The organism is Actinophytocola sp., assembly GCF_050699935.1.
In the GTDB taxonomy this organism is placed as follows: domain Bacteria; phylum Actinomycetota; class Actinomycetes; order Mycobacteriales; family Pseudonocardiaceae; genus Actinophytocola.
Map to the genome: position 1 here is coordinate 1 of NZ_JBOHGB010000185.1, position 12,796 is coordinate 12,796.

General features: G+C 72.3%; 11 protein-coding genes. 8 read left to right on the top strand and 3 right to left on the bottom strand.

What is annotated here, in order from left to right:
- A partial coding sequence (locus tag ACRDTB_RS34105) for a hypothetical protein (protein ID WP_431436341.1) occupies positions 1-2,185 on the top strand: 2,185 nt, incomplete at its 5' end.
- Positions 2,160-4,991: a sacsin N-terminal ATP-binding-like domain-containing protein gene (locus ACRDTB_RS34110; RefSeq protein ID WP_431436343.1), complete on the top strand. Its 2,832-nt coding sequence runs from the start codon at positions 2,160-2,162 to the stop codon at positions 4,989-4,991. The genes ACRDTB_RS34105 and ACRDTB_RS34110, both read left to right, overlap by 26 nt.
- 7 nt (positions 4,992-4,998) lie before the next feature.
- On the opposite strand, the gene ACRDTB_RS34115 is transcribed toward ACRDTB_RS34110, so the two are convergent.
- Positions 4,999-5,289 carry a DUF2530 domain-containing protein gene (locus ACRDTB_RS34115; RefSeq protein ID WP_431436344.1) on the bottom strand — a complete coding sequence of 97 codons (291 nt, stop codon included), beginning with the start codon at positions 5,287-5,289 and terminating at the stop codon, positions 4,999-5,001.
- Between the two features lie 20 nt (positions 5,290-5,309).
- On the opposite strand from ACRDTB_RS34115, the gene ACRDTB_RS34120 reads away from it, so the two are divergent.
- From ACRDTB_RS34120 to ACRDTB_RS34135, 4 genes are all read left to right on the top strand, one after another.
- A complete protein-coding gene (locus tag ACRDTB_RS34120) occupies positions 5,310-6,773 on the top strand; it encodes an NCS2 family permease (RefSeq protein ID WP_431436346.1) in 1,464 nt (487 codons plus the stop codon).
- 61 nt (positions 6,774-6,834) lie between these two features.
- Complete coding sequence (locus ACRDTB_RS34125; RefSeq protein WP_431436347.1) at positions 6,835-7,260, top strand: MarR family winged helix-turn-helix transcriptional regulator; 426 nt, start codon at positions 6,835-6,837, stop codon at positions 7,258-7,260.
- A 29-nt stretch (positions 7,261-7,289) separates the two neighbouring features.
- Positions 7,290-8,588, top strand: coding sequence for an MFS transporter (locus ACRDTB_RS34130; protein WP_431436348.1), 1,299 nt, complete (start codon positions 7,290-7,292; stop codon positions 8,586-8,588).
- Positions 8,589-8,675: 87 nt separating this feature from the next.
- Complete coding sequence (locus ACRDTB_RS34135) at positions 8,676-9,707, top strand: methyltransferase (RefSeq protein ID WP_431436349.1); 1,032 nt, start codon at positions 8,676-8,678, stop codon at positions 9,705-9,707.
- A gap of 165 nt (positions 9,708-9,872) precedes the next feature.
- Here the strand turns inward: ACRDTB_RS34135 and ACRDTB_RS34140 are convergent, their stop codons facing one another.
- Entirely contained in the window at positions 9,873-10,658 is a 786-nt protein-coding gene (locus ACRDTB_RS34140) for an HAD-IIA family hydrolase (RefSeq protein WP_431436351.1), read from the bottom strand.
- A gap of 59 nt (positions 10,659-10,717) precedes the next feature.
- On the opposite strand from ACRDTB_RS34140, the gene ACRDTB_RS34145 reads away from it, so the two are divergent.
- Together ACRDTB_RS34145 and ACRDTB_RS34150 are read left to right on the top strand one after the other, a co-directional pair.
- Positions 10,718-10,990, top strand: a complete 273-nt coding sequence (locus tag ACRDTB_RS34145) for a MoaD/ThiS family protein (RefSeq protein ID WP_431436353.1) — start codon at positions 10,718-10,720, stop codon at positions 10,988-10,990.
- A 673-nt stretch (positions 10,991-11,663) separates the two neighbouring features.
- Complete coding sequence (locus ACRDTB_RS34150; protein WP_431436354.1) at positions 11,664-12,305, top strand: transglycosylase family protein; 642 nt, start codon at positions 11,664-11,666, stop codon at positions 12,303-12,305.
- A 113-nt stretch (positions 12,306-12,418) separates the two neighbouring features.
- On the opposite strand, the gene ACRDTB_RS34155 is transcribed toward ACRDTB_RS34150, so the two are convergent.
- Positions 12,419-12,796, bottom strand: a 378-nt coding sequence (locus ACRDTB_RS34155) for a molybdenum cofactor biosynthesis protein MoaE (protein WP_431436356.1), incomplete at its 5' end; no start/stop codon positions are given.

Genomic DNA, 12,796 nt, shown 5'->3' on the forward strand with positions numbered 1-12,796 from the left:
CGCCGAGACCGAGGCAATGGCGGCCGAGGCAATGGCGGCCGAGGTGCCGGCGGCCGAGGTGCCGGAGCCGGAGGCCGCCGAGGCAGAGATGCCCGAACCCGAGGCGGCGCCCGAGCCTGACGCGGCCGCAACCGAGTCCGTGGCGGCCGGAGCCGTCGGGACCGCGACCACGCCCGAAGCGCCAATGAACGAAGCTGCCACGACCGAGGTACCGGAAGCCGAAGTCCCGGAGCCCGACGTCGCGGCATCCGAGGCGCAGGCCACGGCAACCCCGGCCGACGAGGCCGAGGTTCGGCCGGCCGAGGCCACCGCCGACACCGCCCCCGCCACCGAGGCACCGGTCAGCGCGCCGGCCACCGAGCAATCCCCGGCGCACGCGGCCACTCCCCCGGAGCCCGAGCCAACCGAAACCGACCTCCGGCCCTCGACAGCCGAAGCCACCGAAGCAGAGTCGCGAGTCGACGAAGGGCCCGCGGCCGAACCGACCACCGCCGGCGAGCCCGCCGAGACACCGGCACTCCACCTCGAGCCAACGGCACCCGAAGCCGGCACACCACCAACCTGCGCCGAACCCGCGGTCGAAGCACCCACTCAGGTCGGACCGGCCGAGGCCACCTACACCGAGCCAACGCCACCGGAAGCGGCGACCGACGCGCCTCCGGCCGGTACCGAGCCCGCAGGCGAGGTCACCACTGCCAAGACCGGGCTGGGCGAAGCTCCCGAGGCCGAGCAGCCCACATTCGAGGCCGAACAGCCCGCCGCTGAGACCGCGCAGCCCGCAGCTGAGGCCGAGCCAGCACCCGAGCCCGAGCCGCCCGCCGCTGAGATCGCGCCGCCCGCGACCGAGCCGCCCGTGGCCGAGACCGAGCAGCCCGCACCCGAGGCGAGCGCGGAATCCTCCGAAGAGACCGCACCGCCGCGCGAGTTATCGGTTCCGGAGTCCCCGGGCGCACCCACAGCGGCAACCAAACCGGCGGACACAGCGCCTGAAGCGTCCCCGACCGACACCGTCACGCCACCAGCCGAGCCGGAAGCGGCAATGCGGCCCGAGCCGGTGGCACACGAGGAAACCACCACGGTCCCGCCCGACGACGAGACGACTCCGGCCGCCCCGCGCCCGACGGGTTTGGGCCCGACCGAGCCCGCGGTGCGGGCCGAGCCACCGGACTCGGAGGCGGTCGCGCCGCTGGAGCCGCTGGTCACCGCGGATACCTCGACCGTCGCGCCCAGGGAGTCCGGCGCGCTCTCGACGCTGACGCCGTGGGTCCACCCGGAGGGCACCGCCAACCGGGACGAGGAGGACCCGAGCGAGGCGGAGCGGCCCCGCGAGGACGCCGAGGACGCCATGACAGACGCAATGACCACGGCGGAACCGAGCCCGGCCGAGCCACCCACGACCGAGCCACCCACGACCGAGCCCTCGGCGACCGACCCGACCCAGCCGCCCGTCAACGACCCAACGAGTGACCCCCACACGTCCGTCGACGAAGCGCAGGCGGCGAAGGTCAACCGGCCCTGGACGTGGCGGGCCGGCGAGGCGACCCAGACCGGGCAGTCGGCGGCCGGCGAGGAGGCCCGACCGCACGAGACCTGGCCGCCGATGCAGCCCGCGACCGAAACCCAAACGGACGCCGGCGCCCACAAGCTGGCAGGCCAGGTCGAGCCGGCCGATGCGCTCGGACCGGCGCTCGGCGGGCAACAGGCCGAGGTGAGCCGGCCGGGGGCCGAGACCGCGGCACAGGCCATCGGCCAGGCCGACGCAAGCCCGCCCACGGCCGACACCATCCACCCGCCAGCCAAGGACGTAGCGGCCCAGGATCGGCAGCCGGAATCCCAGGGCCGGCCACCCGAGGCGAGCCAACCGGCGGCCCCTGACAGCCAGCCCGCTGCGGAAGCGGTGGACGCGAGGCCGTCGGACACCGCGCGGGACCCACACGACCCGGCCCAGACCGACGACCCCGCCCAGACCGACGACGCGAGCGTGGCCGAGGAGTCCAGCCAGGACACGAGCCTGGCCGACGACGCCGGCCAGGCCGCGGCGGGCCGTGCCGAGGAACCGAACAGGTCCGGGCGTTCGGTGGACGCGCCGTCCGATGATGGTGGGCTGTGGTCGGCCTCCGAGGTTGGGCGGGTCGAGCGGCCGCGCTTCCCGTGGGCCGATGAGCGACGGCCTGAGGGTGAGTGATCCCTTCCGGACCGAGGCTCTTCGGGAGTCCGTGCTGGCCTCCTGGCGGGACTCCCCCACTCGCTTCCGGGAGGACGCCAACGCCGAGGAGGACCTCTTCCTCGGCGGCTACCGCGACCGGCTCCTCGTCGAACTCGCGCAGAACGCGGCCGACGCCGCCGCCCACACGGCCGAGGCGGGTGGGCGGCTTCGGGTGTCGTTCGTCGACCGGGAGGTGCGGGTGGCCAACGCGGGGCGGCCGCTGGACGCCGCCGGCGTGGCCTCGTTGGCCTCGTTGCGGGCGTCCGCCAAACAGCACGGCGTCGGGCGCTTCGGGGTCGGGTTCGCGGCCGTGCTGGCCGTCAGTGACGCGCCGCGGGTCGTGTCGCGGACCGGGTCGGTCACGTTCTCCGCGGAGCGGACCCGGGAGGTCACCGGGCGGAGCGGGCGTGTCCCGGTCCTGCGGCTCGTCTGGCCCACCGACGAGCGGCCGCCGGACGGGTTCGACACCGAGGTGCGGCTGCCGCTGCGGGACGGCGTGGACCCCGCCGAGCTGCGTGACGAGTTCGCCCGGCAGGTCACCGACCTCCTGCTCTCCCTCGACAGCCTCGGCACCATCGAGATCGAGGGCGACACCTGGCGCCGCGACGACGACGGCCCCCGCACGGACATCCACGGCCCCGGCGGCACCAGCCGCTGGCTCGTCGTCCGCGAGCACGGCGAGCTGGCCGACCTCACCGGGCTCGGCACCGAGGCGCGTCCACAGTGGACCGTCTGCTGGGCGGCCCGGCTGGACGCCCCGCTCGGCGACGACGTCCTCCACGCGCCCACCCGCACCGACGAGCGGCTGTCCCTCCCCGCCCGGCTCATCGCCGCCCTGCCCATCGAGGCCGACCGCCGGCGCGTCCGGCCCGGCCCGGCCACCGACGCCGTCCTCGACCACGCCGCCCGCACCTACCCGCGGCTCCTCGAGCTCCGTGAACCCCACGACCGGACCCGGCTGGTCCCCCGGGCCGGCTTCCCACTGTCCGAAGTAGACGAAAGGCTCCGCGCCCGGATAGCGGAGGCGCTGCGCACCACCGCCTGGCTGCCCACCCGAACCGGCGCCGTCGAACCGCGGCACGCCCGCACGGTCCCCGCCCCGGAGCTGGTCGACGCGCTCGACGACACCGTCGACGGCCTGACCACCGCCGAGCACGACGCCGCCCTCCAGGCACTCGACGTCACCCGGCTCACCATCGCCGACATCGTCGACCGGGTCACCGGGATCGACCGGCCGCCGGCCTGGTGGCACCGCCTCTACGCCGCCCTCGCGCCCATCGCCGACGTCGATCGAGACGCCCGCGAGGCGCTCGGCGCGCTGCCGGTACCGCTCACCGACGGGCGCACCCGCCCGGGCCCGCGCGGCCTGCTCATCGCCGAGGACACCGACCTCGAGCTGGACCTCGCGATCGTCCACCCCGACGCGGTCCACCCCCTTCTCGAACGGCTGGGCGCCCGGCGTGCGAGTGCCGCCGACCTCCTCGACTCCACCCGCGAGGCCGTGGAGCGCAGCCTGGAGGACGCCGAGTCCGGAATGGACGTCACGGCGCTGCGGCACACCGTCCTCACCCTCGTCGGCGAGACCGGCGCCCGGCCCGGCGAGCGTCCCTGGCTCGCCGCGCTCGCGCTCCCCGACGACGCCGGCGACCACCGCCGCGCCGACGAGCTCGCCCTGCCCGGCGCCGCCCTCCTCGACGTCCTCGACCCCGACGCCCCGATCGGCGTCCTGCGTGACGACGTCGCGGCGCGCTGGCGCAAGCACGTGCTCACCGCGATCGGCGTGCTCGACACGTTCGCGGTCGTCGTCGACGAGCAGCCCGCCGGACCGGACCACGACCTCGCCGACGAGCACGACTGGTGGGACGGTCTCCCCGAGCCGCCGGCCAGCATGACGGCCGTGCGCGACCTCGACCTCGTCGCCGACGACGCGTGGCCGGCCGCGCTCCGGCTGCTGGCCGCCGAGCCGCGGACCTGGCAGGCGCTGCACGAGCCCCGCGGCTACACCGGCTGGTGGATCGCCCACCACGCGCTGATCGCCGGCCGGCCGCCGCGTGCCTGGCGGCTGCCGGACGCCACCGAGCTCGCCGGGCTGTACGACCCCGTCCCGCCGATCGACGTCGCCGACTCGGTCCTCACCGCGGTCGGCGTCCGCGCCACGCTGCGGGTGGGCGACGACGCGGGCGAGCTCCTCGAGCGGCTGGCCGACCCGGATAGCGACGTGCCCGCGGGCGCCGCCCTGCGTGCCCACGCGGCGCTCGCCGCGGCCGTGCGCGACGGCGTGATCGAACCGGCGGACCTCCACGCGCCGCACGCGGTCCGCTCGCTGACCGGGCAGGTGGTCCCGGCCGCGGAAGGGCTCGTGCTCGACGCACCCTGGCTGCTCGGCGTGGTCGAGCCCGAGCGCGTCATCGGCGCCGGGCCGGACCCCGCACTGGCCGAGCCGCTGGCGGAGCTGCTCGACCTGCCGCTCGCCGCCGAGGTGGTCACCGGGACGGTCACCGGCTCCGCCGAGCCGGTGCGCTGGGCCGACCTCGGCGCCGTGGTCGACGCGTGCGACCTGGCCGGGATCGCCGTGCCGCCGGGTGGGCCGTACGTGCACGACCGGCTGACCGTGCGGATAGGACTGAGCGAGCACGACGTGTCCTGGTGGGTCGACGAGGGCGTGCCGCACTGCGTCGACTCGACCCCCGGGCTCGCCCGAGCACTGGCCTGGGCCGGCGACCGCTGGGCCGACCGGCACCTGCTCGCGGCACTGCTCGACGACCCGGAAAGCGTGCTCGGCTAGGGCGCGGCTAGAGGTTGCGTTGCGCGCCGCGCGCGCCGCGGCGGGACGCTCGGCGTTGCCACGCCATGACCGGAATCCCGATGACGCCGAGGACGAAACCGGTGAGCGCGGTCCACAGCCAGATCGGCGGACCCGCGTCGAACGCGTAGCGGGCGATCAGCAGCACGATCGCCGCGACCAGCCACAACGCCGTCCCCGTGTACACCACGGGCGGCAGCGCGAGCAGACGCTGCGGCAGCGGCGGCGGAGGTGACTTCTGTGTCTCGATCCGCGCGTCGGGTTCCGCTTCGCCTGCCACATGCGCGAGGCTACCGCCTCATGGCGGACAGGACAGCGACGTCGGCACTGGATCGCTTCTTCAAGATCACCGAGCGCGGCTCCACGACGGCCCGGGAGATCCGCGGCGGGCTCGTCACGTTCGTGACGATGGCCTACATCGTGGTGCTGAACCCGCTCATCATCGGCAGCTTCACGGCGGACCCGAACAATCCGGCCACCCACGACGACGCGTTCGGCGACATCCTGCCCGCGGGGCAGGTCGCCGCCGTGACCGCGCTCGTCGCCGGGGTCATGACGATCCTCTTCGGACTCGTCGCCAACTACCCGTTCGCGATCGCCACCGGGCTCGGCATCAACGCGTTCGTGGCGTTCAGCATCGCGCCGCAGATGAGCTGGCCGGCGGCCATGGGCCTGGTGCTCGTCAACGGCGTCGTGGTGCTGATCCTCGTGATGACCGGCGTGCGGACGATGATGTTCAACGCCGTGCCACCGTCGCTGAAGGCGGGCATCGCGGTCGGCATCGGCCTGTTCATCACGCTGATCGGACTCGTCGACGCCGGGTTCGTGCGCCGGCTGCCGGACGAGGCGAACACGACCGTCCCAGTAGGACTCGGCATCAACGGCTCGATCGCGTCCTGGCCGACGTTCGTGTTCGTGGTCGGGCTGGTGATCACCGGGATCCTGGTCGCCAGGCGCGTCAAGGCGGCGATCCTCATCGGCGTGCTGGTCACCACGGTCATCGCGATCGTCGTCGAGGCCATTGTGGACGCCGGACCGTACGCGGGCACCGACCCGACGGGCTGGAACCTCGGCTACCCGGCGCTGCCGGACGACGTGGTCGGCGCGCCGGACCTCTCGCTGGTCGGCCAGGTCAACTTCGACGCGTGGGTGCAGGTGCCGATCATCACCGCGGTGCTGCTCGTGTTCACGTTGGTGCTGACCGACTTCTTCGACACGATCGGCACGATGACCGGGCTGGGCAAGGAGGCCGGGCTCGTCGACGAGGACGGCAAGCTGCCGAAGGTCGGCCGGGCGCTGTTCGTCGACGGCGTCGGCGCGGTGGCCGGAGGCGCGGCGTCGTCGAGCTCGAACACGGTCTACATCGAGTCCGCGTCCGGCATCGCCGAGGGCGCGCGCACCGGCCTGGCGAACGTGGTCACCGGGCTGCTGTTCATCGCCGCGATGTTCCTGACGCCGCTGTACCAGGCGGTTCCGGTCGAGGCCGCGGCCCCGGCGCTGGTCGTCGTCGGCGTGCTGATGATGGCGCAGGTCAGGGAGATCGACTTCACCGACTTCACGATCGCGCTCCCGGCCTTCCTCACGATCGTCGTCATGCCGTTCACGTACTCCATCGCGAACGGCATCGGCGCGGGCTTCGTCAGCTACGTGCTGTTGCGCGCGGCGACCGGCAAGGCACGCGGCACGCATCCGCTGCTGTGGATCGTGGCCGCGTTGTTCGTCGTGTACTTCGCGATCGGGCCGATCCAGGCCGCGCTGGGGTGATCATTGTGACGCGGCGCAATTCGTAAGGTATGCTAACGATGTGTCGAGCAAGGAGCATGACATGGCCGAGCACTCGCTCGCCAGCCGGTTGCGGCTGGCGACGGTGCGGCTGAACCGCAGGCTCCGTGCCCAGCGACCCACCTCCTCGATCACGCTCACCCAACTCTCCGCGCTGTTCTGCCTGTACAAACGCGGCCCGCTCACCCCGGGCGAGCTCGCGGCCAAGGAGGTTGTCCAACCCCCTTCCATGACCAGGGTGATCGCTGCTCTCGAGGAGCACGGCTACGTCAGCCGACGACCGCATCCAAGTGACGGCCGGCAGGCCATCGTGGAGATCACCGAGGAGGGGAGCGTGCTCATTCTGGCCGACATCTCGGCGCGGGAGGCATGGCTCGACAAGAGGCTTGCCGAGCTGACCGAGCAGGAGCGGGAGCTCCTGTCCCGCGCGTCGGAGATCCTCGACCGGATGGCGAGCCAACAGGATTAGTGGGAGACAACGCTAGATCTGGCCGCGGCATGTTCGCATCGCTGCGGATTCGCAACTACCGACTGTACGCATCCGGCCTGGTGATCTCGAACGTCGGCACCTGGATGCAGCGCATCGCCCAGGACTGGCTCGTCCTGGAGCTGTCCGGATACGACCCGGTGGCGCTCGGCGTCGCCGTGAGCCTGCAGTTCGCGCCGACGCTGCTGCTGACGTTGTGGGCGGGCGTGCTCGCCGACCGGCACGACAAGCGCAAAATGCTGATGCTGGTGCAGTCCGGCATGGCGACGTGCGCGCTGGCGCTCGGCCTGCTCGACGTGAGCGGCCTGGTCGCGCTGTGGCACGTGTACCTGCTGTGCCTCGTGTTCGGCATGTTCACCGCGTTCGACCCGCCGCTGCGGCAGTCGTTCGCCGGCGAGCTGGTCGGCAAGGAGCACCTGACCAACGCCGTGGCGCTGAACTCCACCAGCTTCAACATGGCGCGCATCGTCGGCCCGGCGATCGCCGGCATGATGATCATCTGGACCGGCACCGGCTGGGTGTTCCTGATCAACGCGATCTCGACGCTCGCCGTGATCGTCAACCTCGGCCGGATGAACCCCGCGGAGCTGCACCGCGACCCGGCACCGGCGCGGCGGCGCGGCCAGCTGCGCGAGGGCCTGCGGTACGTGCGCGGGCGGCCGGACATCGTGGCGGTGCTGATGCTGATCCTCTGCGTCAGCACGTTCGCGATCACGTTCAACACCACGCTCGCCATCGCCGCGGCGAACGTCTTCCACCGGCAGGCCGACGGCTACGGGCTGCTGTCGACGCTGCTCGCGGTCGGCACGTTCGGCGGGGCCCTGCTCGCCGTGCGCCGCTCCGCCCGGCGCAAGCCGAGCCGGCGGCTGCTGATCGGCGCGGCGGTGACGTTCGGGGTGTTCGAGGTGGTCGCCGGCCTGATGCCGACCTACCTCGCGTTCGGGCTGGCCCTGATCCCGGTCGGGGCCGCGATGATGACGTTCATCAACACGGCCAACGGGGCGATCCAGCTGGGCACCCCGCCGGAGATGCGCGGGCGCGTGATGGCGCTGTACATGCTGGTGTTCGTCGGCGGGAACCCGATCGGTGGCCCGATGACCGGGTGGATGGCGGCGACGCTGGGCGGCCGGTCGCCGTTCGTGATCGGCGGGATCGTCGCGACCGTGTGCGCCGTGGTGTGCGGGATCATGCTCGCGCGGCGCGGCGGGGTCGAGGACCGCGAACCGACCAGGCCCCGGTGGAGCGTCCTGCGGCGGCGGCAGACCGAGCCGCCGGTCCCGGTGCGGGAGCTGGAGCAGGACGCGGCCTGAACGCCTGATCGGCCCTTGTCGGATTTGCCCGTTCGGTGACAGAGTTGCGCACCCCGCTGGATTCGGTGTCCTGAAGGGAACCCTGCGATGACCGACACCACCACCGACGCTCCCACCGACGCGATCCTTCCTCCGGCCGCCCGGCAGGTCGTGCCGTTCTTCATGCAGATGGCCCTCGGTCAGCTGCTCAAGTCCGCAGTGGAGCTGCGCTTACCCACCGAGATCGGTGACGAGCCGGTGGCGGTCGGGGACCTGGCCGACCGGGTGGGCGCGGACGCGAGCGCACTGGCCCGCCTGCTCGAGGCGCTGTCCAGCTTCGGCTTCTTCCGGCGCGTCGACGGCGACCGATACGCGCACACGCCGCGGTCGGCCCCGCTCGCCCAGGACGCGGGCGGGACGCTGGCGGAGTTGTTCACCGCCGACTGGATGTGGCAGACGTGGGACGAGCTGACCACCGCGGTGCGCACCGGCACCAGTCCGTTCGCACACCGCCACGGCAAGGACTTCTTCGGCTACCTGACCCAGGACAACCCGGGGGCGGCGGGCCTGTTCAACAAGGCGATGACGCTGCTGACCGGCTCGGCCAACGAGGCGGAGTCGCTCGACCTGAGCACGACGGACACGGTCGTCGACGTGGGTGGCGGGCAGGGCGTGCTGCTGCGCGACCTGCTGGTGCGCCACCCGCGGCTGCGCGGGGTGCTGTTCGACATCGAGCCGGTGATCGCTCGCGCGCTGCCGGAGTTGCGGCAGGAACCGCTGGCCGATCGCTGCTCGGTGATCGCCGGCAGCGCGTTCGGTTCGGTTCCGGAGGGCGCCGACGCCTACGTGCTGCGCAACGTCCTGCACATGTGGAACGACGAGGACTGCGCCCGGGCGCTGGAGAACGTCGTCCGGGTGGCCGCGCCCGGCGCGCGGGTTCTCGTGATCGAGCTCGTGCTGCCCGAGCGCCCGGACCACCCGTTCCCGCCGCTGCTCGACCTGCAGATGCTGCTGCTCCTCGGCGGCCGCGAGCGGAGCGAGGCGAAGTTCGCCGAGCTCTTCGAGCGTGCCGGCCTGAAGTACGCCGGCATCACTCGCACCTCGACGATGTTCGACGTCGTCGAGGCCCGCGTGCCCTGACCGGAGGCTTGCGCGGGAGACTTAAGTTAGGCTAGCCTAATCGGCGTCGCTTCGTGGTGGGAGCGGCAGTCAGTTCGGGAACATGCGAGACCCCGGTCGGCGCGGGCGGCACCGCGCGGCCGGGGTCTCGTGTGTCCGTCTCGTGTGTCCGTCTCGTGTCTCGGGTCAGGTGTCCGGGAACGGGTCGTCCGCCTGGCCGACGAGGTCCGCCACGGAGTCGATCACCCGGCTCGGCCGGTACGGGAACCGTTCCGCGGTGTCCGGGGTCGAGATGCCGGTCAGCACGAGGATCGTGCGCAGGCCGGCCTCCAGGCCCGACCGCACGTCGGTGTCCATCCGGTCGCCGATCATCAGCGTCGACTCCGAGTGCGCGCCCAGCGAGCGCAGCGCGGAGCGCATCATCAGCGGGTTGGGCTTGCCGACGAAGTACGGCGCCTGGCCGGTCGCCCGCTGGATCAGCGCGGCCACCGAGCCCGTCGCCGGCAGTGAGCCCTCGCGGGAGGGGCCCGTCGCGTCCGGGTTGGTCGCGATGAAGCGGGCGCCCTGCTCCACCAACCGGATCGCCTTGGTGATCGCGGTGAAGCTGTACGTACGGGTCTCGCCCAGCACGACGTAGTCCGGGTCGCGATCGGTCAGCACGTAGCCGATCTCGTGCAGCGCCGTCGTCAGGCCGGCCTCCCCGATCACGAACGCCGACCCCTCCGGGCGCTGCGAGTCGAGGAACGTCGCCGTGGCCAAGGCGGAGGTCCAGATCGACGTCTCCGGCACGTCGAGGCCCGTCCGCCGCAGTCGCGCGCGCAGATCCCGCGGCGTGTAGATGGAGTTGTTGGTGAGCACCAGGAACCGGACGTCCTTGGCGCGCAGCTCCTCGATCAGCTTGTCCGCCCCGGGGATCAGGTGCTCCTCGTGCACGAGCACCCCGTCCATGTCCATCAGGTAGGTCCAGGCCATGGCCTCATCGTCCCGCACACCACGCCGGGCCCGCGTGTCGCGGCGGTTAACCTGTGCAGGTGACCACCGCCCCAGCCGCCGCCACGGTGCGGGTGCGCTACTTCGCCGGGGCCCGCGCCGCCGCCGGCGTCAACGAGGAGACCGTCCAGCTGGCCGGTGCCGCCCGGATGCGCGACCTCGTCGACGAGTTGACCGGCCGGCACGGCGACGCCCTCGCCCGCGTGCTGACCGCGTGCAGCTTCCTGCTCGACGGCGTCGCCGTGCGCGACACCTCGGTCCCGCTGCCCGACCGCAGCGAGGTCGACGTACTGCCGCCGTTCGCCGGAGGCTGACTCACCTGCCGGGCCGGGCGCTAACGCTGCGTCCACCCGAATTGTCCGAATGCGCCTCGTCCGGGCGACCGTCGAGCCGGCGCGCGTGACGCGAGCGCCGCGACACCGCCGACACGCCGGGGCGACACGGCGCGTCGCCGCCGTGATCACTCAGCACGAGATCCCCCGAATTAGGTAGCACATTGCAGCAGGTAACGAACCGATTTCAGAGGGCTGCCACCAGCCATTCGGGTAACGGTTTACGAGGCCGGTTACCGCCCTCTTCCGACGTGACAAGCGCCTCACTTAGAGTGAATTATGTTGCCGCGATTAAGGCCTATAAAGGATCCATAACATCGCTTTGACCTGCGTGAACAATGCAGATCGAATCACGTCAATAACCGTTACTGTGACGACGGTCACGTCCCTTCAAATTTTCAATCGCCGAATTTCTTACGTACCGTCGCCTCCGGTTGGTCCCCCGACCAGCCACGCAAGACACGAGTGCCCGTAACGCCAAACCCGGTCCGGCGGGCACCCGCGAGGAAATACCCCCGACTGAAAGAGAACCTCCGGACCGGGACGAGGGTCCACGACGAGCGCCCCGACGCGAGGAGTGGTGGCCGGCGAGCCGGCGCGGCCCACGGGTCGGCCCGACAGCGCGGCACGCGTAGGCGTTGAGGGAGAGAAGGAAATGACGTACGAAGGCAAGCACCGCAAGCCGTCCGTCGCTCTGCGCAGCATCGCCCGCGTCGTCGTTGCCGGCGCCGTGATCGGTGTTCCGCTGGCGGTCGCCACCACCCCGGCCCAGGCCGACCCGGTCAACTGGGACGCCATCGCAGCATGCGAGAGCGGCGGAAACTGGAGCATCAACACGGGCAACGGCTACTACGGTGGCCTGCAGTTCTCGCAGGGCACCTGGGAGGCCAACGGCGGCTCGGGCAACCCGGCCAACGCGTCGAAGGCCGAGCAGATCCGGGTCGCGGAGAACACCCTGCAGTCGCAGGGCATCGGCGCGTGGCCGGTGTGTGGCGCCCGTGGCGGCTCGTCCGGCGGCGGCGGGGGCGGCTACAGCGCACCGCAGCCGCAGCAGCAGGAGCAGACCTCGAACGAGTCCAGCTCGTACGAGGCGCCGCAGCAGGCCGCGCCGGTCCGTCCGGTGCTCGCGAAGTCCAACCCGAAGGGCGACTACACGGTCAAGGCCGGCGACTCGCTGTCCAAGATCGCCCGCGAGCACAAGGTGAAGGGTGGCTGGCAGGCGCTGCACGCGAAGAACAAGCAGTTCATCGGCGACCCGAACCTGATCCTGGTGGGTCAGAAGATCGCCACCAAGTGAACCGCCTGAGGTAGCCACACGCACGAGGCACGAAGGGCTCCACCGCAATCCCCCGGGCGGTGGAGCCCTTCCCCTTCGTCCCGCTGCCTACGTGAGCGGCTCCCGCAGGGCGCTCAGGGGCAGTTGACCCACTCGTCGGAGCCGTCGGTGAAGGTCTGGTGCTTCCAGATCGGCAGCCGGCGCTTGACATCGTCCACGAGGTCCGAGCACGCCGCGAACGCCTCCCCGCGGTGCTCGGCCGCCACCGCGCACGCGAGCGCCACGTCGCCGATCGCCAGGGCGCCGGTCCGGTGGCTCACCGCGACCGCCCGCAGGCCCGGGTGCCGGCCGGCCACCGCGTCGGCAACCTCCCCGATGACGGCCTTCGCGCTGGGATGGCCCTCGTAGTCCAGGTTCACCACGCCGCGGCCGTGGTCGTGGTCGCGCACCACCCCGGCGAAGGTCACGACGGCGCCGGCCGCGGCCTCCTCGACGAGCGCGGCGTGCTCGGC